18 protein-coding genes, 1 pseudogene and 1 riboswitch are annotated in these 26,966 nt (G+C 37.9%); of the genes and pseudogenes, 11 read left to right on the plus strand and 8 right to left on the minus strand.

The features are described from left to right. The first annotated feature begins 401 nt into the window (after positions 1-401). From MKY17_RS04300 to MKY17_RS04315, 4 genes and pseudogenes are all read left to right on the plus strand, one after another. On the plus strand, positions 402-974 hold the full coding sequence (locus MKY17_RS04300; RefSeq protein WP_098370904.1) for a TetR/AcrR family transcriptional regulator: 573 nt from the start codon (positions 402-404) through the stop codon (positions 972-974). A gap of 61 nt (positions 975-1,035) precedes the next feature. Then, positions 1,036-2,463 carry an MDR family MFS transporter gene (locus tag MKY17_RS04305; protein ID WP_098370905.1) on the plus strand — a complete coding sequence of 476 codons (1,428 nt, stop codon included), beginning with the start codon at positions 1,036-1,038 and terminating at the stop codon, positions 2,461-2,463. Between the two features lie 259 nt (positions 2,464-2,722). Beyond that, positions 2,723-3,769, plus strand: a pseudogene (locus MKY17_RS04310) (alkene reductase); the annotation flags it as partial. A 214-nt stretch (positions 3,770-3,983) separates the two neighbouring features. Then, positions 3,984-4,505: a topology modulation protein gene (locus MKY17_RS04315; RefSeq protein WP_098370907.1), complete on the plus strand. Its 522-nt coding sequence runs from the start codon at positions 3,984-3,986 to the stop codon at positions 4,503-4,505. Positions 4,506-4,964: 459 nt separating this feature from the next. Here MKY17_RS04315 and MKY17_RS04320 read toward each other — a convergent pair whose 3' ends face one another. The 3 genes from MKY17_RS04320 to MKY17_RS04330 all read right to left on the minus strand — a co-directional run bounded on the left by MKY17_RS04320 (position 4,965) and on the right by MKY17_RS04330 (position 9,332). Then, positions 4,965-6,371, minus strand: a complete 1,407-nt coding sequence (locus MKY17_RS04320; RefSeq protein ID WP_098370908.1) for a M20 family metallopeptidase — start codon at positions 6,369-6,371, stop codon at positions 4,965-4,967. A gap of 36 nt (positions 6,372-6,407) precedes the next feature. Continuing rightward, entirely contained in the window at positions 6,408-7,667 is a 1,260-nt protein-coding gene (locus MKY17_RS04325) for an amidohydrolase (RefSeq protein WP_098370909.1), read from the minus strand. Between the two features lie 120 nt (positions 7,668-7,787). Next, entirely contained in the window at positions 7,788-9,332 is a 1,545-nt protein-coding gene (locus MKY17_RS04330; RefSeq protein WP_098370910.1) for an AbgT family transporter, read from the minus strand. Positions 9,333-9,805: 473 nt separating this feature from the next. Between MKY17_RS04330 and MKY17_RS04335 the strand changes: the two genes are divergently transcribed. Continuing rightward, positions 9,806-11,110 carry a hypothetical protein gene (locus tag MKY17_RS04335; RefSeq protein ID WP_098370911.1) on the plus strand — a complete coding sequence of 435 codons (1,305 nt, stop codon included), beginning with the start codon at positions 9,806-9,808 and terminating at the stop codon, positions 11,108-11,110. Positions 11,111-11,500: 390 nt separating this feature from the next. Further along, entirely contained in the window at positions 11,501-12,037 is a 537-nt protein-coding gene (locus tag MKY17_RS04340) for a LysE family translocator (protein ID WP_260398117.1), read from the plus strand. 260 nt (positions 12,038-12,297) lie between these two features. Here MKY17_RS04340 and MKY17_RS04345 read toward each other — a convergent pair whose 3' ends face one another. The 3 genes from MKY17_RS04345 to MKY17_RS04355 form a co-directional block, all read right to left on the minus strand. Then, positions 12,298-14,088: a S9 family peptidase gene (locus tag MKY17_RS04345; RefSeq protein WP_098370913.1), complete on the minus strand. Its 1,791-nt coding sequence runs from the start codon at positions 14,086-14,088 to the stop codon at positions 12,298-12,300. Positions 14,089-14,496: 408 nt separating this feature from the next. Further along, positions 14,497-14,877 carry a CBO0543 family protein gene (locus MKY17_RS04350; RefSeq protein WP_286176988.1) on the minus strand — a complete coding sequence of 127 codons (381 nt, stop codon included), beginning with the start codon at positions 14,875-14,877 and terminating at the stop codon, positions 14,497-14,499. Further along, positions 14,870-16,057 carry a DUF2515 domain-containing protein gene (locus tag MKY17_RS04355; protein WP_098370914.1) on the minus strand — a complete coding sequence of 396 codons (1,188 nt, stop codon included), beginning with the start codon at positions 16,055-16,057 and terminating at the stop codon, positions 14,870-14,872. The genes MKY17_RS04350 and MKY17_RS04355 overlap by 8 nt, the downstream gene beginning before the upstream one ends. Positions 16,058-16,887: 830 nt before the next feature. Here MKY17_RS04355 and MKY17_RS04360 point away from each other — a divergent pair. The 4 genes from MKY17_RS04360 to MKY17_RS04375 all read left to right on the plus strand — a co-directional run bounded on the left by MKY17_RS04360 (position 16,888) and on the right by MKY17_RS04375 (position 21,579). Next, positions 16,888-18,186 carry a hypothetical protein gene (locus MKY17_RS04360; protein ID WP_098370915.1) on the plus strand — a complete coding sequence of 433 codons (1,299 nt, stop codon included), beginning with the start codon at positions 16,888-16,890 and terminating at the stop codon, positions 18,184-18,186. 472 nt (positions 18,187-18,658) lie between these two features. Next, entirely contained in the window at positions 18,659-19,846 is a 1,188-nt protein-coding gene (locus MKY17_RS04365; protein WP_286176989.1) for a M20 family metallopeptidase, read from the plus strand. A gap of 12 nt (positions 19,847-19,858) precedes the next feature. Continuing rightward, positions 19,859-20,059, plus strand: coding sequence for a DUF3311 domain-containing protein (locus MKY17_RS04370; RefSeq protein ID WP_098370916.1), 201 nt, complete (start codon positions 19,859-19,861; stop codon positions 20,057-20,059). Then, positions 20,056-21,579, plus strand: coding sequence for a sodium:solute symporter (locus MKY17_RS04375; RefSeq protein WP_286176990.1), 1,524 nt, complete (start codon positions 20,056-20,058; stop codon positions 21,577-21,579). Before MKY17_RS04370 ends, MKY17_RS04375 begins: the two co-directional genes overlap by 4 nt. A gap of 158 nt (positions 21,580-21,737) precedes the next feature. Here the strand turns inward: MKY17_RS04375 and MKY17_RS04380 are convergent, their stop codons facing one another. Together MKY17_RS04380 and MKY17_RS04385 are read right to left on the minus strand one after the other, a co-directional pair. Next, a complete protein-coding gene (locus tag MKY17_RS04380) occupies positions 21,738-21,866 on the minus strand; it encodes a hypothetical protein (RefSeq protein WP_255256698.1) in 129 nt (42 codons plus the stop codon). A gap of 1,487 nt (positions 21,867-23,353) precedes the next feature. Beyond that, a complete protein-coding gene (locus MKY17_RS04385; RefSeq protein ID WP_098370917.1) occupies positions 23,354-24,697 on the minus strand; it encodes an alpha/beta hydrolase in 1,344 nt (447 codons plus the stop codon). Positions 24,698-25,065: 368 nt separating this feature from the next. Next, a riboswitch (M-box (ykoK) riboswitch) is annotated at positions 25,066-25,231 on the plus strand. A gap of 282 nt (positions 25,232-25,513) precedes the next feature. Between MKY17_RS04385 and mgtE the strand changes: the two genes are divergently transcribed. Continuing rightward, positions 25,514-26,872: a magnesium transporter gene (gene mgtE / locus MKY17_RS04390; RefSeq protein WP_098370918.1), complete on the plus strand. Its 1,359-nt coding sequence runs from the start codon at positions 25,514-25,516 to the stop codon at positions 26,870-26,872. The last annotated feature ends 94 nt before the right edge of the window (positions 26,873-26,966 follow it).

Raw genomic sequence — 26,966 nt, forward strand, 5'->3', positions numbered from 1 at the left:
CTTTTTCTTGTATAGGACAATCTCTGATCAGGAAAAGCTGGATATAAGGAGGCGATGTATGAATGGGTACTTTCGAAGTTATTTCCCTAATGCTAAGCTTTGGCATGTTTGTAATTGCTATTCTTGATTTCAAAAATCATGACAAGAATCCTTGAAGATAACGATGGCCGGCCGATTATTTTGATTATTAATGGAAGCGTTCTAAAAAAGTAGCAGATTGTAGGTATTGATTCCTCGATTTTTTAAACTTGCAGAGAACACCATTATGAGGTGTTCTTTTTGTTTTCAATGAGTTCAATAGCATATTCCATTCATAGGCTTTGTCATTTTTGACAAAACAATGATATCCAAGTATAGTCTCTAATAGACCGGTTGATATAATTTCAAGGAGTGATCCAGCTATGGCAGAAAAACGAAACTCGAAAGACATTCTTATTGAGGCTGCTTCCCGACTTTTTCGGATACGTGGATATTACGGTGTAGGGCTCAAGGACATTATTGAGGAAAGTGGCATCCCAAAAGGTTCGCTGTATCATTATTTTCCGAAAGGCAAAGAAGAATTGGCGATCGAGGCGATTATTCATACAAAAGAATTCGTGATAGATGAAATTAAACGGGGATTTGATGAAATTGAAGACCCTATCAAAGCCATTCAGTCTCATATTTTTCATTTATCCGAGGTATTTGGTGATAGTGAAAATCTATTAGGACTGCCAATCGGGACGATTGCAGCGGAAACATATACGACGAGTGAGCAGATAAGAACGGCTTGTCAAGAAGCGATAGAAGATTGGCAATCCATATATGTGAAGAAATTACTCGAGGCGGAATTCAGTGAGAAACGGGCAAAAGAATTGAGTATCGTAATTAATGCTTTAATTGAGGGCGGTATCCTTTTATCCTTAACGGCAAAAAACGGGGAACCTCTCCAAGCCATTGCGGAACAGATACCATTATTGCTGATAAATAAATAAGTCATGCGGAAAAATTATCTTAAGCTTAGGTCGAACAGTTAGTAATTGGAGGAATTATTTTATGTCTGCAGATGCAACACAGCAACAAAACCCAGTCATTAGAACGACCCCTATATTAATTGCATTTTTAATTGCAGGGTTCATTGGGTTATTCAGTGAGACGGCATTAAACATGGCGCTGGGGGATCTAATTCAAGAATTCAATGTCAGTCCTTCCACCGTGCAATGGCTGACAACGGGTTACTTATTAACATTGGGGATATTGGTTCCCGTTTCAGGACTCTTGATTCAGTGGTTCAATACTCGTCAATTATTCATTGCCTCAATGGTGTTCTCCATCATTGGGACGCTCATTGCAGCAATTGCACCTGGGTTCGGCATCTTGATGCTAGCTCGTGTCATCCAGGCAATCGGAACGGGTCTTTTATTACCTCTCATGTTCAATACCATTTTATTGATTTTCCCTATTCATAAAAGGGGAGCGACAATGGGATTGATGGGGCTGGTGATCATGTTTGCCCCAGCCATCGGACCGACAGTTTCAGGTTTGATTATCGAAAACCTAAAGTGGAATTACATTTTCTGGGTGTCTTTGCCGTTCTTTGTGATCGCTTTACTATTCGGTCTCAAATATATGCAAAACGTTTCAACGATAACCAAACCTAAAATCGATGTACCATCCATTATTTTATCGACCATTGGTTTTGGGGGTATTGTTTATGGCTTTAGTATTGTCGGAGAGCAAGGATGGAGCAACGCGATAGTTCTATCTTCGATCATTGTTGGACTTATAGCGCTATTCCTGTTTGCTGTGAGGCAATTCAACATGGACAAACCGATGATTGATTTGCGCGTTTTTAAATACCCGATGTTCACGTTAGGGTTAATAACCGTCTTCATCACCTTCATGATCATCATGTCATCCATGATTCTCTTACCGTTATACCTGCAAACCGGTCTTGCATTAGCTGCGTTTTCTGCTGGGCTTGTACTATTACCGGGTGGAGTGCTTAATGGTATTATGTCTCCAGTTACTGGGCGCATTTTTGATAAGTTCGGGCCAAGAGGGTTAGTGATCCCAGGCTTCATTATCATGCTTGTCATGTTATGGACTTTGACGAACGTAACGACTGAAACGACGATCATTATGGTAATCGTCATGCATACCCTCCTTATGATTGGTGTTTCGATGGTCATGATGCCGGCCCAGACAAATGGTCTGAATCAACTGCCGAAAAATCTTTATCCGGATGGAACGGCTCTAATGAATACATTGCAACAAGTATCGGGGGCCATCGGTACAACCGTTGCCATTACAATCATGTCAGCATCCCAAAAAAATTATATGGCAAATGCAGAAGATCCGTTCGATCCATCTGCCATCAGCGGTTCATTGACTGCAGGCGTTCAAGATGCCTTTATTTTCGGTCTCGTCCTTGCAATCATTGGTTTGATCGTGTCATTTTTTATCAGGACAGCACGAGACTAATAAGATATTAATGAAAAAATATAAATTAGCCAGCAGGGAAAAAATTTTCTCTGTCTGGCTTTTTGTTTGGAAAAAACAATAACACCGAGAATAAATCGTTTTTTTTATTGGGTTTTATTACCACATTTTATCGAAAGCTATAAAAACAGAGTGAATTATTTGAAAATCAACCACTTATCGGATAATCTTACACAGTAATAGTTACTAAAATTTAGCCTAGGTAAAGCGGTTAACAGGAGGAATTCAAATGAATACAATAAAAACCAAAATGTTTGAACCTGTAACAATAGGTGCATGGAACTTAAAAACAAGAACGGCAATGGCTCCTATGACACGGTCGTTTGCCGATAACGAAACTGGTGTTGTGAATGACCTGACCGTAGAATATTACCGAAAACGGGCTCAAGATGGAATCGGACTTATCATCACTGAAGGTGTAGTGATTTCACCAAGAGCAAAGGGCAATCCTGGAGTTCCCGGAATATATACTCAAGAGCAAATCAACGGCTGGAAAAAAGTAACGGAAGCAGTGCACGCAGAAGGCGGAACGATTATTGCGCAAATCTGGCATGTGGGCCGTGCAAGTCACCATGAAATTGCAGGAGGACTTCCTCCGCAGGCTCCGTCACCCATCGCTGCAGAAGGTAAGGTTTCCCGATTCGGTAAACCTTTTGACATTCCTGAAGAAATGACAGAGACGGATATTGCAGAAGTTGTGACCCAATATAAACAAGCTGCAAAGAATGCAATGGATGCTGGCTTTGACGGCGTTGAAATTCATGGTGCACACGGCTACTTAATAGACCAGTTCAATTCTGACACCTCCAATAAAAGGAGCGATCGGTACGGTGGTGATTTAAAACAGCGTCTGACTTTTATGAAGGAAGTGCTAAAAGCAGTTATTGATGCGGTTGGAGTGGAACGTACCCTTATTCGTTTTTCGGCTTTGAAAATTGACCAGCCGTCTTACATGTGGGAAGACCCTGAAAAAGCGATCCAAACATTTATTGAAGCGTTCAATGAAACAGGAGTCAAAATGATTCACCCATCCACGATGGAATTTACCAAACCGATTGCAAGAGGATTGACGATGCATGAATTGGTACGCAGCCACTGGGATGGAATCATAATTGGTGTAGGGGGGCTTGATCCTGAAACCGCAGAAGCCGCACTGGAAAAAGGCATTATTGACGTTGCGGCGATTGGACGTCCGCTTATAGCCAACCCGGATTATCTGGCACGAATTAAGCAGGATGAAAAACTTGTTGATTACGAGGCAAAGAAACATTTAGGGCAACTGATTTAATAGAGATATAATATAAGTCAGGCTTGTTCATTGACAGGACACCGCAGTAACTATACTATCTTTTCTATAACTGATGCGATTCTTCATTCAAGAAGGGTCGCCTTTTCTATGGAACTAAAAGGGAAGTGCAGAGGAAGACGGATATTAAAGGTTATATATATTTGGTAGACTTACTGGTTATTTCAATTAATAAAGTGAGGAAGCTGGTATATAAATGGAACGTATCATGGTTATCGGAGTGTCCGCGGGTGTCGGAAAATCCACTTTTGCAAGAAGACTTGGAGATAATTTGGATATCGAAGTACATCATTTGGATACATTCTACTGGAGGCCTGGCTGGGTGGAGGCTCCCTTAGAGGATTTTATTTCTGCTCAGAAGGAAGTATTGAGTCATGACAAGTGGATAATGGAAGGCAACTATAGTAATTCTTTTAATTTACGTTCGGAGCTTGCCGATACGATTATTTATTTAGAACTTCCTCTCCGTGTTTGCCTTTACCGTGTTATAAAACGTTGGTTATCTTATCTAGGTAAAACAAGACCTGATATGGGCGAAGGCTGCAATGAAAAATTAGACTGGCAGTTTGTTAAATTTATCATGACCACCTACTTTCCTCGCAAGAAAGAAATGAATAAGAGATTTGCAGAACTTCAAAAGAGTGACCCTGAAAAGCTAATAGTTATATTAAAAAGCAAGAACGATATTGAAGGATATCTGTTGAATATGAAGGGATAAGCTTTCTTACCATTAATTTTTATGACACTTAGAGGTTTCCGAGAGTTAATAAAAGCCAAAATGGAAAAGGGACCTTCCAATCGAAGATCCCTGAGACTGTAGACAAATTCGAAGAAATCGAGTTTACCACAGTTTTTTTATGGCTTGTACAATTTGGACGTAGATTTCCGATCCAGGCACTCGCTTTCCGCGGGCGGTCCGCGAGCCTCCTCGGCTTGCGCCTGCGGGGTCTCCCTAGACGCGCTTTTCCCGCAGGAGTCTCGCACCTTTCTCTCCAATCAACTTTGTTCTAACATATAGATAAAAACCATACTTGAGGAGTTGAAGGTGTTGGTTTGGGAACATCTTTTGATGAAAGATATGTTTTCCGAACCCCTTTTTATACTTAATAAGTTTCCATGAACTAAATTACCATATATCTACGGACAATTGACGATTACAGCAACTCACCAATCTAGTCTATCTTTTAACTAAAGGCTTTACATCTTGCGGAATAGGGGAGATATAGTTTTTCCCTTTTAATCGTTCTTTTAGCTCTGTTTTTGCCTTTTCAATTAATTCCGGATTTTGAAGCACTTCTACTGCAGTTGCCGCAATAACCTTGCCAGCATGAAGCATTCCTTTATGGGCAATGGATGTTGATCCCAGTGTAACCCACTGCCAGCTATGCAATGGTGACCCAAGAACAAAACAAGCTGTTGTGCATTGGGCAGTAGGAACAATCCAACTAACATCTCCCACATCCGAGGAACCTGTTAATGGCGCTTGGGAGCCCTCGATGGGTTCTAACCAATTTGCCAATGCATCATCTTGATTATCTTTAAAAGGATTGATTGTACCGTTCCTTTCTTGTTCGGTTAAGGTGGCGCGGACTTCTTTGGCAAGCTGTTTTTCCTTATCATCGTGTTGTGGAATACCTAATTCTTGAAAATTCTTGTACATGACGGATTCTAGTACATTGTTTTGGATAACATTGGAACAGGCTTTGTCGAAAACGATTTCCAATTCAGTTCCTGTCATAAGGGCAGCTCCTTTAGCAATATTACAAACTCTCAAGTAAATATCTTGAACTTGTGAAACTTCTGGAGCTCGTAATAAATAAAGAACTTCTGCATCTTGTTGGACAACATTAGGCGATAATCCACCTGAATTCGTTATGGCATAATGGACTCTTGCTTCTTGAATAATATGCTCTCTTAAATAGTTCACGCCAACATTCATAAGTTCTACGGCATCTAAAGCACTCCGTCCCAAATGTGGTGATGCTGCTGCATGAGAGCTTTTGCCTTTAAACTTATAATACACTTGGAAATTGGAAAGCGAATCCATCGACATAACGCCGTTAACATCCAGTGGGTGCCAACAAAATGCAAAATCAACGTCATCGAACAAACCCTCTCTGACCATGAAGGTTTTGCCTGATCCGCCTTCTTCTCCTGGACATCCATAATAACGAACTGTCCCATTTATATGATTCTCTTCCATATAATCCTTCACAGCAACAGCTGCAGCTAAAGATCCCGTACCAAGTAAATTGTGACCACATCCATGGCCATTTTCACCTTGTACTATTGGCTCTTGTTTAGCTGTAGCTTTTTTTTGACTCATACCTGATAGCGCATCAAATTCTCCCATGATTGCCACAATAGGTTTACCGGTCCCAAAGCTACCGATAAATGCCGTTTCTATGTTTCCAACACCTTTTTCAACAGAAAATCCTTCGTTTTCTAACGTGCTGCATAGCAATTCAGCAGATTGATATTCTTCAAAGCGTGTTTCTGCAAAATTCCATATACAGTCACTGACTTCAATGAATTTTTCTTTTTTTTGTTCAATGATTTCCGATAATCTATTTACATGTGTCATTTTACACTCTTTCCTTCCTATATATATTCTGAAGAATTATTTTAATAGGCGTCTTGCAATTAGATTCAAAAGTTCTGCACTCCTTGGTAAAACTTCTTCTTGAATATCAAATTTAGGGTGGTGATGTGGTGCAGGAATATCAGTCCCAATAATCATATATGTCCCTTTTCCGCCAATATCCTGTACTCTTCGAATCATAAAACTTGCATCTTCGCTACCTGCAGAACCGGATTCCCTGCATGCTTTGATTGTTGAAAAACCATCTACATTCCTGGCTTCTTCCATGGCCAGTTCGACAAGTTCTTGATCACAACGAATCGTAATTGCTTGACCTATAATTTCAATTTCATGTTCAAGCTCATGCATACCTGCACTATGAGCCACGATATTTCGAACACGTTGCTCCACTTCAGCATTTGTTTCTTCGGATACAGACCGGGTCTCAATGACCATTTTTGCATGCGCTGGAATAATATTAGCGGCTGTTCCTCCGTTAAGAATACCTACATTTATGCGGGTAGAACCTGAACTGAATCTTGGAATGGCATGTATATTTAATAATGCGGTGGCTGCTCCTAACAATGCATTTTTCCCTTTTTCCGGAGAAGCACCTGCATGAGAAGATACCCCATGAAAATGGGCGGCCATTTTCGTACTTGCTAAAAAGCCGGAAGAACCACCATGAAATTCTCCTAGGGGGACATCTGTGCCAAGGTGCAGACAATATAAATAATCCACATCATTCAAAATCCCTTTTTGTACCATTGAATAGGCACCGCGTACTCCCTCTTCAGCTGGTTGAAAAATAAGTTTTACCGTTCCTGCGAAATTCCCATCAGCTAATTTTTCAGCAAGTCCTAAGCCAATTGCTGTATGGCCATCGTGTGCACAGGCATGCATATTCCCTTCATATTTGGAACGAAAACCGTTTATTTGCGGGAAGTGGTCAGAATCAGTACTTTCCGTAACAGGCAATGCATCCATATCAAAGCGGAAAGCTACGGTTGGGCCATCAGTTTTTCCTTTTAATATACCAATGACGGCAGTATATCCACCCTCCATTTCTTGGAGGATTTTTGGATTGGCGCCATCTTGTAATGCTCTATTAAATGTTTCCTCTAATACTTCTATAGGGGGGACTCCCCGGCGAGAATCACCATCTAAAGCATCTTTTCCAAATATCACGTTATATTTCAGAGAAGTTAGTGCTTCCACTACCTTTGAAGCAGTTCGAAATTCCGTAAATCCAACTTCTGGATGTTGATGAAGATCACGTCTTAAAGAAATAATATCCAATTCGTTTCACTCCTAATTTATTTGATGATAATTCATATAATACGATTTGGTGTCCAGACCAAGCAGCCCAGCCCCTCAAGTCGGATAAGGGGCATGCGGGGCACTTGAGATTTTTTCAAATTACGGTAATTTCGGATATACTCCGGGACCAATTGGGAGGCCAAGGAAATACCAAACGACTACCAATAGCGTCCAAATGATGAAGATGATAATCGGGTAAGGCAAAATAAGAGAATAATAAGTTCCTAGTTTTGCATCTTTTCGATACTCTTGTAAGAAACTTAAGAATAGCGGGACAAATGGAGATACAGGTGCCAATGGCAGTACAGATGAATCCGCTACCCTGAACAACATTTGGGCGAAGGCAGGATGATAGCCTAATACCATGAACATTGGGACAAAAACGGGTGCCAATATAGACCATATTGCAGATCCGCTGGCAATGAACATGGAAAGAAGTCCAGATAAGAACATTAGCCCAATTAGGACAGGTGCACCTTCTATGTTTAGCTGTTCCAAGAGATCTGTGATGGATAAAGCCAAAAATTTACCCATATTACTCCAGTTAAAGCAAGCGACAAACTGGGAAAGCGGGAAAACCATAATAATAAATCCGGCCATTCCTTTAATTGGGTCCACCAATAATTCCGGAATGTCATTTTGTTTCTTGATTGCTCCCACCTTAACTCCATAAGTAATAGAAACTGTAAAAAAGAAGAGTAAGATGATTGCGACAATTCCAGACATGAATGGAGAGGGGAGAATGGCTCCAGTTTCTGGATTTCGCAATAGAGCTCCTTCTGGAACGACTAGAACGGCCATAACAGCTATAAAAATCAATGCTGAAATTCCTGTAGCCAGGAGTGCTTTGTTTTGTTGCTTCGTTAATGGCTCCAATTTTTTATGCTGGCCGCCACCTTCATACTTTCCTAAGCGCGGCTCGACGAATTTATCTGTAATCAAGGATATAACTACCGTTAGTACGAGAACGGAAGTCGCCATAAAGAACCAGTTATCAGTAACATTAACGGTCAAATTTGCATTCATGCCTTTCGCTACTTCCGAACTAATTCCTGAAAGCAAGACATCTGTTGTGACGATTAATAAGTTGGCGGTGAAACCTGAACCAACCCCAGCGATGGCAGCGAGCAACCCAGCAACAGGGTGACGTCCCACAGCAAGGAAAATTAAAGCACCAAGGGGAGGCATAATAACAAGCGCAGCATCAGAAGAAACATGACTAAAAAAGGCAACAAATACAACTAAATAACTAGCGTATTTCCCTGAGACTTTTAACGACATTTTCCGAATCAAAACTTCTAACAATCCAACTTTTTCTGCTAATCCTACTCCTAGCATAAGAGCTAAAATAGATCCCAGTGGTAAAAAGCCGGAAAAGTTTTTAATCATATTCGGCAAAATCCATTGGATGCCTTCACGGCTTAAGAGGTTTTGAACTTCCACTTTCTCTCCACTTATGGGGTCCGATGCCGAAACATGGAAAACTGATAAGAGAGCGGTTACAACAAATAAAAAGGCAATCATATAAATAAATAAGATAAAGGGGTGGGGGATCTTGTTTCCTATTCGCTCTACTCGATTGAAAAAACCACCCGTTTTATGATTTTGAAGATTAGTTGTATCTTTGATTACTTTTTGTTCCATTACATTCTCCTCCTAAACCTTCTTCCATTTGTAGTTTGTGCGTTTTGCACCATTCCATTTATAAACTTTTTCTCTAAACATGCCTTAAACTCAAATTACCGTCTTTCATCCTTTGTGAACTTCATTAATTCCTTCCAATATACTGATTTTTATTTAACGAATATTTAACGCTATTTTCGTTAAATGTATTATATAATTAAGAATAATCTATTTCAATAAAATTTTCAGAAAAAAGGGAAAATATTTTCTGGTAATTATTGTTAAATGAACAATAGGATTCGAAACCTTTTAATCAATAAGTCCTGCCACTCTTGAACTCACGAAAGATAAGAAACCATATTAAGCAGCACCGTTTATTTATGTCAAACGGTGCTTTACATGCTTTTATATTTGGATCTCATTTATTATTCCCTGTTAGGGTTGGTTATTTTGATATAATAAAACTAATAGTATGATGTAGGGGTGAAATAAACGTGTATAAAATTGGGGTTGTAGGTCCACTTTCATCTATAAAGAAAATTCGGGATGTTACTAATGAATTTGAACATGAAATAGATTTTATTGATTTTCCATATGAAGATGCACGTGAGGTAACGGACATTATAAAAAATCACCAAAGTACTGTAAATGGTTGGTTTTTCTCTGGACCAGTTCCTTATAGAATAGCAAAAGGAATGTTGGATTCAGAGGCCAATTTTACATATTGTCCTCCTGTAGGATCTAGTTTATATAGATGTTTATTACAAATGTCTGCAGATCAAAAACATTTTTTCGATAAATTATCCATCGATATGATTCGATTGGAAGACTTTTTTTTGCATGAGTCGCTGCAAGAGCTAGGGATTTCCACCGAACATATTTATGTAAAAACATTTGATGAACAATATGATTATCAAGAAATTGTTCAATTTCATCTTCAGTTGTGGAGGGAAGGGGAGATACATGCTGTCCTAACCGTTTTACAATCTGTATATGAGGCCTTGAAGAAAGAAAATGTTGCTGTCTACAAAATAAATATGACAAAGATGGAAATTCGACAAGCGGTCAAGATTTTGATTGAAAAAGCAAAAAGCACCTATTTTAAAGATAGTCAGATAGGTGTAGAGATTATTGAAATTGATCAGTTTGATCAATTTGTGGACGAGGTTAATATTCGTTATCATCTTCAGCATTTGGAGCTGAAAATTAAACAAACATTGCTTTCATTTTGCGAAAAATTAGATGGATCCCTCATAGAAAATGGAAACGGCCGCTATCAAATATTTAGTTCACGCAAGGCAATTGAACGGGAAATTGGCAGCTTGCAAAGTACTGTTCAATTACTGGCCCTTGATATGGATGTCTCAGTTGCAGTTGGTATTGGTTTTGGTGAGACGGCTGCATCAGCAGAAATCAATGCCCGCAAGGCGATCCGTCATTCGAAGAAGCAAGACAGTTCCGGAATTGTTGTTATCCAAGAAGATGGTGTAATGATTGAATCCGTAGGTCAAGAAGAACAATTGGCATATACCTTCCGTTCTAATGATAAAGAACTGCTAGATAAATTGAATCAGGCTAACATTAGTGTAAAAACGTATAAAAAGATAGAAGCATTGGTTGATCGTATGGGCTGGGACGGCTTCACTTCCTCAGACTTAGCTTCTCATTTATCCATGACCGTCCGAAATGCCCAGAGAATTATGAGTAGTTTGAGTGAAAGCGGTTTAGTGGAATACAAAGGAGAAGAACTTCAATCACCTCGGGGAAGACCTCGTAAAATTTATATGTTAAAGAAGTAATATCTCGACATTTTTGATATACACGAAAATGCAATTTGATTACCGAGGAAAGTTTTGAGTATTTCCCTTAATTAACTCTCCTTGGGGTAGCATAACATTGCCATCAAGTTAACAATTTAGAATACCCTCAGAACAAAATTTGGGGCTTTCTTGTAACAAAGAAGCTCATTTTATCGTTTTGGAGGTGTCCTATTTTCTTAGCTTGATGGGCATGTGGTGGTACCTCAATAAGCATATAAAAGAATCCTCCAATTAAAAAGATCCTTCTAAACTCCAGCTTATAAGATCCATTATATGAACTTTTGAATGTACGTTCGTTACATTCTAATTAGAGAAAAAATACCCTTGTTCAACTAAAGTGTCAGGATAGTGCAATAAAGAATTCAATTTATTAAAGGTGGAAAAAAGAATGGAATTATCACAGGCTTGGGTATTGCTGTTGGTGACTTAATTCATACTCTTGCGGCAGTTGTTGGACTTTCCGCGATATTAATGACATCTACACTTGCTTTTGGAGTTGTTAAATATTTAGGTTCAGCATACTTAGTTTATTTAGGAATAAGAGCTTTGCTTGAAAAATCAAAAAAAATTGAAAAACCTATTACTAAGAAAGTGAATAATAATCTATCATTTCGTCAGGCTTTGTTAATTGAATTACTAAACCCTAAGACTTCATTATTTTTCTTAGCTTTCTTACCACAGTTTGTAAAAAGTGATGGTTCCCCAGTGACAATTCAGCTTTTAATGCTTGGGTTAACATTTGTACTGATGAGCATAATGTATACCACTCTCTTAGTTTTCGTAACAAGTACAATTGGCAACAAGTTATTAGTTAAATCTAACAGCAGTTCAAATTGGTTTGGGAAAGTCGGAGGTATAGTCTACATTGGTTTGGGAATAAAGTTAGCTCTTCAAACACACGAATAGATAAATATATTTTTATTCGTTAATCAACTAACAGGTGCAATCGTTCTTTAAAGAGCTGTGATGATGATCAGCTCATTTTTTTATGCAACAAATGGAGCAAGTTAGTTTTTAAAAAAATTATGATAAAATAGGATAAATTTTATTACTCATATCAAACGAGACTTTAGTTTTCTTAAAGAAACTAAGAACCACATTTCCTTATAGTCGGTACGCTAATTCCTTTTAATCACCCTTCAAAGTATAAAAGGCGCATTGGGATATTATTTACCAATATATTGATTGAGGAAATGTGCTATTGCCGTATAGGCAGTAATTTTATTATTTAGTTTTACGATGGAATGACCTTCATTTTCAAAACAGATAAACTTTACAGGGTGATTTCTTGCTATTAATTTATTTACGATTTGTTCAGATTCTTCAATTGGGACGCGTGGGTCATTAGACCCGTGAAGTACCATCAGCGGACTGGTAATCCGGTCAGCTAGTTTCAATGGATCAATCAGATCATAAAAGTTTCCGTCCTTTTCAATAGTTCCATATTCAACTTCGCGAAGTTTGCGTCGCCACGGACTGGTTTTTTTAAGAAAAGTTCTGAAACTTGAAATCCCAACGAGATCAATTGCAGCAGACCATAATTCCGGATAGTGAGAGATGGCTGCAAGAACCATAAATCCTCCGTAGCTCCCTCCCATAATGGCAACTCTATTAGGATCAGCGCATCCTTCTTTCTTTAACCAATCTACTAAAGAAACAAGATCTCTAACGGAGTCCATTCGTTTACGAACATCATCAAGATGAGTATATGTTTTTCCATATCCTGTACTCCCGCGTACGTTAGGAGTAATTACTGCATAGCCAAGGCTTAGGAAATACTGCAGAACTGGATTGAAAACAGCACGGATTTGGCTTTCTGGACCCCCATGAACATATAGAATAACAGGAATTTTTTCTGATTGGGTATTTGGCTTGAAGTAAAAGGCAGGTATTTGGAGATTGTCAAAAGATTTAAAGGAAATAAGAATAGGTTCAATTAATTTATTTTCCAAAAACTTTGTCTGAAGAGATTGAGTAAGCCGTTCTGTCTTCATTTTCCTTAAGTCAACCTGCCATATATCAGACGGATAGGTCGGCCCATTGAATACATAGGCTAATTTTTGATTGTCGGGTGAAAATGTTAAGCTAGTTATCACCCCCATTGGTGTTTTCCATGTATAAAGGGCACTTGATTTTAGATCTAAAAGAATGCCTCTTGAAATACCTCCTTCATTAATTGAAAAAGCTAACTTTGAATGATCTTTACTCATAGCGAGGCCTTCAAAGTCCCACTGTCCCACCTCCAGCCAAGTGAGATGTTTTGTTGAAAGATCAATGATCGCGAGCCCAAAAAATTCTCTATCTTGATTTGTTAATAAATAGAGATAATCTCCATCCTTGCTGAAATGAGGGTTTTTATAGCTTGCTTCACCCTGATGATCTGTTAACCAGGTCATTTCTCCTGTGCCAAGATTCAGTAAACCTAAATCGTTATCCAACTGGGAATTTGTTTTCCGAATCAATAATGATTTACAATCAGGAGACCACATGATGGAGGTATAGAGACCATCCTTTGACAAAACCATTTGTTTTTCTAATGTTTCGACATTTTGAATATAGATATCGAAATAGGCAGAATGTCGACGATTGCTTGACCAGGCTATCCATTTTCCATCAGGTGAGAGACCACCATATTCATGTTTATGGTCAGGTGAGTTGGTAAGCGGGATCAGTACACCATCACTCTTGAGTAAAAACAGTTGTTGCTTCTCATTACCCCCGACATCCATGCCGATGAATAGTCCGCGTTGTGATGAACTGTTTAAGTATTTAACAAAAGTAATTCGTTCATTAGTAAAAGAAATTCGGGTAGGTTCACTTATATCGAAATCCTTTGCCCAAACCTGCGGTAAACCAGAATAATCAGCAATAAAGAATAACTTATTACTTTTAGGATCATAAACAGGGTTACTGACAGTTCCAACAGACAAATATGATTTGATGCCAATTTCTTTCATACATTCACTCCTTAAAATGTGCTAAAAAAGAGAGGAATTGAGATAGCCCAAATAATAAAAAGCTCAAAAAGGTTTAATTACGTTTCACAACCATTATATTTAGATGCATTATATATCATGTACTTCATATCTTGGCTATGAGTGCCGAAAATAGTTGAGAACTAGATTTTCGGGAATGTTTTTATAAGGTTTTTTCCATAAGCAAATCTATAAAAGTAGTGAGCTATTTTAGTCTTTAATCATCAAATCCAGAAGGGAAACCCTCCTAGCATATTTCAAAGGGGGTCACAAAAATTTTATTTTAATTTTTGTGACCCCCTTTGTTTTTTTATCCATAACACCAAATTGGCATGTACTTTTTCGTATTTAGCAAGTTTGTTTGTTAGATTCCTATAACACGGTCGATTGTTATTGAAACCATCGATAAAATTTCCAAATAATGAGCATGAAGATCATGTATCCGAAAAGGGAATAAGAATGTTGCCATGCTTCGCTATGAGTAAACAATCCTAAATTCTCCGAAAACGATTCGGAAACACTTATACAAAGTCCAATCAAAACGATAAACAGTATTCTTGATAATTCAGTCAACGCTTTAGCGATCCATAAAAAGAGCGTAGTAAAGATTGGCAATATCAATAATGTAAAAGCGACATTGATTGTAAATATACCTGGGAATGGTCTTGCCGGAAAGGAATACATTTGTTTACCTACAAACAGTAAGTCTAAATACGTTCCGATGAAACAAGAGAAAATTATTGTGGCTACAAAAGCCCGATGGTTACTCATATTCTGCTTCTTCTCGGAGTAAGACGTTTTTTTTTGCCAGAATGGCAAGTTCAATTTTTTCAAGCGTTGTGCAGTATTCATCATAAATCTCCCCATCTATATTTTCTCCCTTATCGATTAAGTAGTCCATGATGTGCCAGTCTTCAAACCAGTCTTTGCTTTCCTCCTCCTCATGATTAAGATCTTTCCATGTGTATATTAATCGAGGACTGTATAAACGATCCGCACCTTTTCTTAATTGGCATTTTTTTGTTCGACGTTTATAAAATGCACGGGAGAATGATTCGTTTACATCATTAAACAAATGCGGCCAGTAGTCTTTTCGCGAACCGGTATGTGGATGATCATGAGCCCAATCTACTACTCCTGATAAGATGTTCTCACGGCTAAACAGCAGTGAGTATAATCGCTTGCCCAGCAATATTCGCTCATGAAGGGAGGTGAAATGCTTCATTGTATTCCCGACTAGTAATGTTTCTTGTTTGGTCTCATCCTTATAGTATGGAAAAAGAATGTGATTAAAGCGAAAAAAATCATAAAGTTTGAATCCAATACTATTTAGTACGGTCTTTTTAAAATGGGCATTTTGAATGACCCTTTTTTCTAAATAGCTTTGTTCATTAATAACAGTGGCAATGGCTAATATATACTGGTCGCCTGTTCTCCAAAAATGGTTCCACAACGTTTCCATAAACGTTGATACATTGAAAAAAGGTAGAAGATGAAACAGTCTTTTTGATCTTTTGACACTTTGTTCATACAACAAAAATTGTGGGTACACATCTTGGAAGATTAACCAGTTCCCTCGTTCCAAAAAAGAAAAGAAGATAAGTTGATCTTTTTCCGACAATAGTCTTGTATATAAATCCCCTTTTAAATCCGTCATATTCCAACCGCCATTACGCGATACCATATGTCCAAGTAGTGCCCAGTGTATTTCTGGGTAACGGAGGTAAAACTGAAAATAGGCATGAGTTCGTGTCACATTATTATTGTTGTGTTGTCTTGTTCGTTCTTTTATTTCATGTATTAACATTGTCTCTTCTCCCGTTAACTCCCACGTTTTAACAGCAGTCTGTTTTTTACTTTTTTTCTTTAATTCATCTTTTACATCTAAAAGAGAATACGGAAACGTCTTGGAAAATCCGTTCCATTTCCTTTTCCAATCGTTATGATGCATCCTTCTTCCTCCCGTTAACATGAATGTTCTTCTTTTTTAGGCCAAATAGGTTATCGTAATAACCAACAGGTGATCAAATTTTTCAATCTATTTATGAGAAATCAATCTTTTAAACTTCTAGTAAGGATTTTTAAAGGTATTTTAACAGTGTAGCTATCATCAGTTTATTACGAACGTGAGGAACAAATGATGATAGTTTTTTCGTACAAGAGGTAGCGCGCACATTTTAATGTTATCTGTACTAAGAAAATCATGAGTATTTAAAGTATTCTAGGAAGATAATTGAGTGAAAAGTTACTTTCAATATTGAGGGAGGATAGTTAAAGAGTGCTGTTTGCTCTTTGTTCAACAATTGAACCATTTTATTGAATAAGATTTGCATAAATATCCCCTTACGCAGCCATTTAGGTGCGCTTGAGATGCGTAAACGTTGATTTATCAATGGTGTATAAACGAGGGTGTTTTGTAAACCTCACATGAATAACGTATACAAGGTATTTTTCTTTCATATGGCATGATAAAATGGTGTAAAAGGTAAATGTTGGTTTGGTTAGGTATGTTTTTGCAGCTATAAATACCATTTCTATCATTCTTTTCTTTTTGCTACTGTTATTTTTCATTTCTCTTGGTTTATTTATACGATCAAGAGTAACAAACCAAACTAATAAACAGAACTCTAATACAAATTAAATAAAAGTTAGATAAAATGAATGAATTATGGAAAAACAACAGAAGAATTAGAACTTACGATAATGTGAATTATGTTAAACTAGGATATTCTATAAAGAACAATGAATATATTACAGATGATAAAGGAAGTCGAATACAGGATGTATAAAATCGGACTGGTCGGTCTAAAAGCTTCTATAGAACAGATATTAGACTTGGCAGAAGAATATAAACATGAGTTGGAATTCATCTCTTTTCCCTATGTAAATACCGAAGAGGTAGAGGAAATTGTAAAGGAACATGATTCTAACGTACATGCATGGCTTTTTTCTGGTCCACTTCCCTATGAAATCGCCAACAAAACACTAGGCACAGATAAAATAATGGTCCATGTTCCAGCCACGGAATCAGGTTTTTATAAATCCTTTTTAGAGATGATCTACGAACAAGGGAAAATCATTGAGCATCTAAGTATTGATACTATGTCCTCAAATAATATTAGCGAAGAAGCTTTGTCACAGTTGAATATAAAAACCAAAAAGATTTATACGAAAGTGTTTGAGACAGATGTTGATACGGATGAATTGGTACATTTTCACTTGGATTTATGGAATACGGGAAAGACAGAAGGAGCTTTTTCCTGTTTTCCATCCGTGTGTGAAGCTTTAAGGGAATATGGCATTCCAGCCTATCGTATGTCGATGAGTAAGATGGAAGTGCGGCAAACGCTTCGAATTCTTTCTGAGAAAGTAAAGACATCCTACTTTAAGGGTACACAAATCGGAGTTGAAATCATTGAAGTCGAATATTTTAACAAAGTGGCAGAGGAAATGAAAACTCCATATCATTTACAGTACTTGGAGCTTCGCCTAAAAGAAATGTTGATTCAGCTTGGAGAAAAAATAAATGGTTCCTTTTCAGAGAAAGGGAATGGAAGGTACATGATTTTTAGTTCTCGCGGCGCAATTGAACGAGAAATATTTACGCTCGAAGATACTATTCAAAAATTGGCCTTTGAAGCAGATACACCCGTTACCGTTGGAATTGGCTTCGGTGAGACTGCCTATTCAGCGGAAATCAATGCTTTTCGGGCTATTCAACACTCGAAAGAGATGAAAAAGCGTGAAATTGTAATTATTCAAGATGATGGCAAAATTATCGAATCACCAGGCAAAAAGAAAGAATTGCAATATGATACCCGTTCCCACAATAAACCTCTTATAGAAAAGTTGAAAAACGGAAATATCAGTGTTAAAACGTATAAGAAAATATCGGCTCTCGTTCAAAGAATGGGCTGGAGTGAATTTACTACAAAGGATTTAGCGACACATCTTGAAATGACAGAGCGCAATGTACGGCGAATTGTTGCAGATATGTGCGAAGTTGATTTGGCACAATGCATTGGGGAAGAGGCTAACGCCACTCGTGGAAGGCCGAGTAAAATTTATCGATTATTATAAAATACAGGCACCAATATTTGGGGTGCTTTAGACTGTAGACAAACTCGATGAAAATTGAGTTTGTCTACAGTTTTTTTTGAGGGTTCGTGAAAATGCGAACGTTGATTGGAACGTAGGGAACTCGCTTTCCGCGGGCGGTCCGTCCTCGGCGCCTTCGCGCCTGTGTGTTCTCCTATGGACACGCTTTTCTATGCAGGAGTCAAGCACCTTCCGTTTTCAATCAACTTTTTTAACAGTTAGATAGAACCTACAAACTGAGGGACCCATAATTGGGGTGCCTTTCTGCTTTATGCTGTGTTTCAAATTTTTGTAAAACTTGGCAACTAAATGAGGTTTGGGAACGGTTTAGAATTTTCAAAAAATATTGAAATAAAGACCGAGGGAGATTATACTCTATTTAAGGAATTTTTTCCTTAAACTATCCTAAATTAAGGGCTGTTATGTAAATTGAATGAAAAAGGGGTTGTAGTTGGTGTCTCAAACGATAATGATTCATGATTTGATCGAGGCTGTTAAAGATGAAGTGGTTACTTGGAGAAGATATTTACATAAGTATCCGGAGCTTTCTTTTCAGGAGGAAAAAACAGCACAATTTGTTTATGAAAAGCTGCAAACTTTTGGTGAATTGGAAATTTCACGTCCGACAAAGACGAGTATTATGGCTCGTTTGATCGGTCAGCAGCCTGGGAAGGTTATTGCACTGCGGGCAGATATGGATGCGCTTCCAATTGAAGAAGAGAATGATTTTGACTTTGTGTCACAGAATTCAGGAGTTATGCATGCTTGCGGACATGATGGGCATACGGCGATGCTGCTTGGCACAGCAAAAATTCTTACAAAGTTAAAGGATCAAATTAAAGGGGAGGTGCGCTTTTTATTTCAACATGCTGAGGAACTGCCACCCGGTGGGGCTCAAGAAATGGTGAGAGCCGGTGTGCTGGATGGGGTGGATATGATTATTGGCGCCCATCTCTTGTCGACTCTTCCTTTAGGGAAAATTGGTTTGGGTTACGGTCCGGTGATGGCTGGAGCTGATACTTTTAACATTACCGTGGTCGGTAAAGGGGGGCACGCCTCGCAGCCTGAACTTACCGTCGATCCCATAGCGATTGGAACTCAGGTTGTATCGAATCTCCAGCACATTGTTTCGAGGTATCGAGATGCCCAGGAAGCCCTTGTGATTTCAGTGACCCAGTTCCATGCGGGAAGTGCGATTAATGTCATTCCAAGTAAGGTAAGCATTGGTGGATCAGTTCGAAGCTTCAATCCGGAACTGAGGGAAAACGTTCCAACCTTTATCGAACGCATAGTAAAAGGGATTACGGAAGCACATGGAGCTACTTATGAATTCGATTATCAGTTTGGTTATGCCCCTACCATTAATGATGAAGAAGTTACCCGATTGATGGACGAAACGATCTGTGGAGTATTTGGTGAAGGAAGCCGGGAGATTTTAAAGCCAATTATGGGAAGTGAAGACTTCTCTGCTTTTCAAAAAGTAGTTCCGGGATCTTATATTGTAATAGGAGCTCGTAATGAAGAAAAAGGGATTATTTATCCTCACCATCATCCCAAATTCACAGTCGATGAACAGGCTTTACAATATGGGGTGAAGTTATTTGTTCATGGGACTTTGAAAATGTTAAATCTAACATACTAGGGGGTTAAGAGTTTGAAAAAAATATATTGGCTCGGAATTGTCCCGTTTCTTGGCTTTATTGTAGGCGCTTTGTTTACAAATAAAGTAACTCCCTATGTTCTGGGAATGCCATTTTTTCATTTTTGGATTGTACTCTGGTCTGTGCTCACCACAGGTATAATGGGGATTATTTATCTACTGGATCCAGCTAATCAGAAGGGAGATTCAAGATGAATATTGCCGTTTTTTTTATCCTGTTTTTTTTCGTCATTTCTGTTTTGATCGGTATCCAAGCTAAAAAAGGGAAAGAAATGAACTTGGAACAATGGTCGGTTGGAGGACGCGGGATGGGAGCCCTATTGATTTTCCTCTTGTCCGCAGGTGAAATGTATACTACCTTTACCTTTTTGGGTGCAAGTGGTTCGGCTTATGGGGAAGGAGGCTCCATATTTAGCATCGTGACATATGGCTGTCTGGCTACAGTGATCTCCTATTGGACATTTCCTGCTATCTGGAAGTATGCAAAGAAACACCAATTAGTTTCCCAATCAGATTTTTTTGTGAAAAAATATCAAAGTCCTTATCTAGGTGTGCTTGTTGCTGTAATAGGTGTTATAGCTTGTACTTGCTACTTAGTCCTGCAATTGAAGGGGTTAGGATATATCGTTTCAGCAACATCATATGGGGCAATCTCTTCTACAGCAGCCATTTGGGTCGGAGCAATTGGCGTTACCATTTTTGTAATGGTTTCCGGTATTCACGGTTCTGCCAGGACAGCTATTTTGAAGGATATTCTGATTCTTGGCATTGTCGTATTTTTAGGAGTTTATTTCCCACTTCATTATTATGGCGGGCTCCAACCTATGTTTGAGGCCATTGAACAGGCAAAGCCGAACTATACCATACTTCCAAATCAGGGAATGAGCGTTTCGTGGTATATATCCACTGTTGTATTAAGCTCTATTGGATTTTATATGTGGCCGCACGGGTTTTCACCTATTTATGCTGCATCTAGCGAAAAAGCCTTACGGAAAAATGCCATCCTAATGCCAATGTATCAATTGATTTTATTGTTTGCCTTTTTTGTCGGGTTTGCAGCGATCTTACAGATGCCTGGATTAAAAGGCGGCGACGCCGATCTTATCTTGCTGCAGCTTTCTAAACAGGATTTTGATCCATGGTTTGTGGGCTTAATCGGTGGTACAGGCGTGTTAGCCGCTCTAGTCCCAAGTTCCATGCTGTTAATGTCAATATCAACATTGCTTGCAAAAAATGTATATAGCGTATTCACTCCATCAGCAACGGAAAATCAAATAGCAAAACTGGTAAAATACTTGGTTCCCATTATTTCTCTCGTAGGGATTTACTTGACCTTTAAAGGTGGAAACACCCTCTTTAGTCTCGCATTAATCGCCTATAATTTCATCACACAACTTGCTCCTGCCTTTTTCGCAAGTTTGATGAGAAAGAATTTTGTAACCAAACATGGAGCATTTGCCGGGATAATAACAGGAGGAGTGCTAGTCTCTATTATGGAACTGGGGAACATAAAAATCAGTCAACTATTTCCTTATCTTCCTCAAGCAATTAAAGACTTGAATGTAGGAATTATTGCCCTATTTATCAATATTGTAGTCTTGGTGGCGGTAAGCCTTATGACAAAAAACATTAATTATACTCATCATGGTACCGATAGTTTGGAGACGACAACGGAAGGGCACAAGGTTCAGATACAAAAAGAATCAAATAGCTAATTTATTTTCACTTCCGATATGATAATGAACGAATGACCTCTTTTCTGGGGAAAGTTTTGTAGGACTCTATTTACAGTCGGGATAACGTCGATAATGAATTGGACTTTTTGGCTACAAAAGGAACAAACCGGTCTGATTATGGCCGGTTTGTTTCATTATTACTCTGTTTTGGAACTTTGATCTTTATTTCTTTTATTTCCTTTACTGTTGTCCCCACTAACAGGAGCTTGCCCGTGTAATTGCGGTGAATTTTGATTACGGCTGCCTTTATTGAATTTTTTTGTCATGTCTCACATCTCCTTTCTTTTTTCAAATACAGTTTGTCCCTTTTTGGTGAACTTATGTTTTCACTTGAAAAGAACATCTAATTCAAGTGATATTCAAACCATTGTTTCAAAGATAAAAACCGAAAATTGCCTTTCAGGATATAGGCATGTGATAAAAATATTTTGACGTACAACAAGAAAAAAACATGAACCTTGAGATGCAGTGAGGAAACGAACTTCTTCCACACTGCATCTCAAGGCCAGTAAGTGATAGCTCATCAGTAAGGATGATAAAAAATTATCATTACCCGTTGAAAAAAAGGGGCTGAGCTGCATTTGAAGTCAGGTTGGTTAGAATAGAGTCACAGAAGGCTGAGTCAAATTCTTAAAACGCTGTCAGACCTCCATGCTATCGATCTGGAACGAGCAAAGGGAATTATCATTTCGCCCTTGAGGGATCTTACACAGACAAAGCGTTTAAAAAAGCTGTTTTGACTATTGAAAGTTCTGATTATGGAGATAATCGTTTGGGAATGTTGAAACTAGAGGATCTTTTATCATAAGTTCATTCAAGAGGTTTAAATTACATAAATCGCTACTTTATTTTTAATATACTTGCAGTAGTAGATTGTAGCTCTGAAAAAAAGAATAGTATATACAGATAAATGATTTCAAGGATACATGTGGTGTTTTTTTTAAAAGCATGTATAAGCATCTTCATAGAGATCTTTCCTTTCATATTGTAATTTCATCAATTATACTAATGATTTTATACAAAATCTTCCTCTTTGTTAGATTACCTACCATTGTTTTTCTGAAAGTAAGATTTTGTTGAAAAAGAGTCGTTCACCAATTCCAAACTGGTGAATATCGTCAGGAGGGCCATTTTAAGTGGATAATATTTCCGAAAATTACCTCGATAGAATATATTTTACCTGCTATTTTTGGAATGACAAAAACTGATTTTAGTATGTACTTTATATGAAGGGCCAGTCGAATATTTGCTCCACAGGTACTAGCACTTGTACATTAATTCGACATGAGGGAGCTTTTGGTTGCTGCTTTTTTCTTCCTTAATAAGCGCCTTTTTATTTTTCTTGCTCTTTCAAAAAAGATTATTAGCATATGATTTAAAAGTGGGACAGAGTATCTCGGTGAAAATATAAAAAACAAAAGGCAGATTGATTCTGCCTTTTGTTTTTAGTTTTAAGAATTCCCCTGTTGGTCTTTCTAAACTATATTGATCACTCCTATTCATGATTTAAAAAGTATTTGGGGAAACCAAAAAACCTGAGCCTATACACTATAACCAGCTTTCGTTCAGCGGCCACAAATTTCAATTTCTTTAGCTTTGGGTGATTTAATTAAATACCAAAATTCTTTACTGCTAAAAGTACTTTTGTTAATTTCATAGATGTTAACATTTTTGACTTCTTCTATATCAACGCCTATGGGATCATTATGAATGCCAACAACCCAATCACCTGAACCCGGGGGAGACACAATTCTCAATTGTTATTTTTATGACCGTCATTACTTGTGATGTCATTTTTGTTTAAAAATTCAATGATTCCATTCACCAATCCAGGGGATAATGGTAGTTCAGGATTTGTATAGGTTGCTAAATTTCCCTTTCGATCTGCAGGGGCTTCTTTCAATACATGATTCATCTTTTCAAGGATAAGTAATTCAGAATCGCTTTTTTCTTTATGTAACGCTTTTGCGTTAGTTGCCGGCACTTGAATATCTCTATTACCGTTTACGATTAGAACAGGGATATTCAGTTCCTTTACTAATTCTATCGGGTTATATTGAATCCATGAAATCATGTAAGGTTGAACAGAAGGTCGGAATACACTTTGCAAATCAGCACTGACAGTCCCGACTTGTTTTCCTTGTTTTAGCTTTGCCAGTATATCTTTGGATTCCGTTAATAATGTCGGTGTCAGTTGCTCTTCAAGCTGTTTAATGAGTACTTGGTCAATGGGCTCGCCTGCACCCGCTAATGAAATGAATATGTCTGTTTCTGTTTTCTTTGCGGCTGCCATCCCGATTAAAGAGCCTTCACTATGGCCGATGATGCCAACTTTGGAAAAACGGCCATCCTTTTTGGCAAATTGAGCCCAAGCAGCTGCATCATCAATATATTGTTCAAATCTCAGGTCCTTTTCTTTTCCTGCCAATTGCATATTTTCACCAATTCCGCGTTTATCATACCTAATGCTTGCGATACCTTTTTCTGCAAGACTCTCGGCTAACATTTTTAAACTATTATTTTTTCCGGGATTTGCAATGGTGTTACCATCTTTATCGGTCGGACCAGAACCCGCAATTATAATCATCACAGGAAAAGGCCCTTCATTTTTTGGTGTTTCCAAAAGGCCTTTAATGGTTCCGTTCTTTAAGTCGGCCTGCACGATTTCACCCGATTCTTTCTCTTCAACTGCCTGATTGGATTTCTTAAGCAATTCAAAGGGGAACGCTTGCCCATTTTGAACAAATGTTCCTGAAATCCTTTCCTGATCTACTTTCCCATCAAACGTTATTTTCTGATTTTGGATTTCCATATCAAAAAACAAGTCTGATTTACTTAACTTTACACTTGTTAAGGGGAATTCGTTCAACCCTTGTACAGGAATGCTTATCGTTCCATCATTGTTCGTAAAATGAACAATGATTGGAAGCGGTTGATTTGGAATCTTAATATCTCCCTCCCACCTGCCCTCAATAGCTTTCAATGAGCTCACTTCCTTCGATTTCTCTTCCACCTGTACCGCGTCCTCGGTTCTGCAACCTACCATTAATACAAAAGCACTTACGATAATACATATAATCGCCAAAGGTCTTTTCATTTGAGCCATTTCCTTTCTATAATAATTAGAGATAAAAAGATATTTTTTATTAGAACATGTAACGTGTTTTTTTGTTTCAGTCATTCATATCCGTCTTCATTATAAGTAAGTTTTAATATATAATTCCAATATTTTCCCTTAAAATGGTGTTTATTTTTCCGGTGTATCCTTTTAAATATGGTGGCAATGTGGGACGTTTTAAAAAAATATCGAAGAGACATTCAATCAGACCGTCTTAATCGGGAGCGCTTAAGTCGGTGTGGTTCTCATGGTCCTCTTTTAAAGGTAGGATATTAGGTCAAAATTAGAATTATTTGAATCAAACATTGACATCTAAAAGAAACTCTTTTAGAGTGGATTTGTAAATTAAATATCCTCGTTAGGTGAGGCTCCTGTGTAGGAGATACGCTACTGCCCAAAAATGTCGAAAGACGCCAATGGGTCAACAGAAACCATCGACATAAGGTGGTTTTTAATGTAGCTGGCTTTGTCCTATGCCACACAGTGCTAAAGCTCTACGAATGGAGGAACTGGATTTATGCTTTTATTTGTCATTCAGTCATAAACGGCTGTATGTATTTGTCATCCAGACAATGTACGCATATAAAACGTATTTAACACCTTCATTTGTAATGGAGGTGTTTTTATTTTTTTCCTGGAGGTGAGGATAGTGGGGAACTATTCACGACGATATATTCGAAGCTTAATGAAAATTGAATGAACACAAAGATTTTGGAAGGGGAATAATAATATTTTTTACTCTTAATATTTAAGGGAAATATTTTTTGGCTCCCCTAAAAAGGAGTGAGTGACGAAATGATAAGAATCCTGACGGAAGATCAAATAACTTTACAAATCATAAAAGTTTTAAAAGAGGGCAAAAAGAAAGAATTTCAAGCAATATTAGAAGAACTCCAACCATATGACATTGCGCGAATTTTTGAGGGGCTGCCAGAAAAACACCATACACGTTTCTTGTTGTTACTTGATTCTGAACAAATCGCTGAACTGATTCAAGAAGTTGAGAAAGTGCATCAATTAAAAATTCTTAGTAAATTAGGGATAGAGAAATCCGGCCATGTAATGGATCTAATGGATAATGATGATCTAGCTTCATTGTTAGAGGATCTATCCCCTGGAAAAATCGAAGAACTTCTTTCAGGCATGAAACAAGAAGAATCAAAAATCGTTCAAAATATCATGAATTATCCCCCTGAAACGGCCGGGCGAATAATGACAAACCGTTTTGTATGGATCCCCCAACATTATACGGTTCGAGAATCAGTTGAAAAACTGAAAATCTTTGCGGAGTTTTCGGAAACGATCAACTATCTTTATGTAATAGATAATGATAAAAAATTAGTAGGTGTCGTCTCATATCGGGATTTAATAATAAATGATGAATCTGAAAAAATTCAAGATATTATGTATAGCCGGGTTATCTCCGTATCTGCTTATGAAGACCAAGAAGAGGTAGCTCGTGTTATTGAGCGATATGATTTTTTAGCAATTCCTGTAGTTGAAAAAAATAATGAGTTATTAGGAATTGTAACCGTCGATGATATTATTGATGTTGTCATTAAGGAAGCGAATGAAGATATTGAAAAATTATCGGCTTCCGGTAAAGCTATAGACTTTGACACGAAGGCGCACGTGGCCGCATATCGTCGGCTACCCTGGCTTATTTTACTTTTATTTATCGGCTTAGTGTCCGGAACCATTATAAGCGGTTTTGAAGAAACATTGTCCAAAGTTGTTGCACTTGCTTTCTTTATGCCGATGATAGCAGGGATGACTGGAAATACAGGTACTCAATCTTTAGCTGTTGTTGTAAGAGGCCTAATCACTAGTGATACGGATAAAGGTGTTGTAACCAGACTTATTATACGGGAACTGAAAGTTGGATTGATAATAGGAATTACCTGTGGAATATTAATTTCCATCATAGCTTATGTTTGGCAGGGAAATCCCATTCTGGGATTAGTGGTTGGAAGTTCGTTAGTGATGACCCTAATTATCGGGACATTAGCTGGGACCATTATTCCTTTAATATTATATAAATTCAACATCGATCCTGCCGTTGCCTCTGGTCCGCTAATTACAACACTGAATGATATACTTTCGTTACTTATTTACTTTGGAATTGCAACGATGTTTATTTCAAAATTGATGTAGACTATCCATAAAACCAAGTTCATATATGCTTGCAAAGATTTTTCAAGGGCGAACATAGTCTCGATGATTTCAGTACAAACTGTCCAGGCCGACG

The sequence above is a fragment of the Peribacillus sp. FSL P2-0133 genome, assembly GCF_037975445.1.
Lineage (GTDB): Bacteria > Bacillota > Bacilli > Bacillales > DSM-1321 > Peribacillus > Peribacillus simplex_E.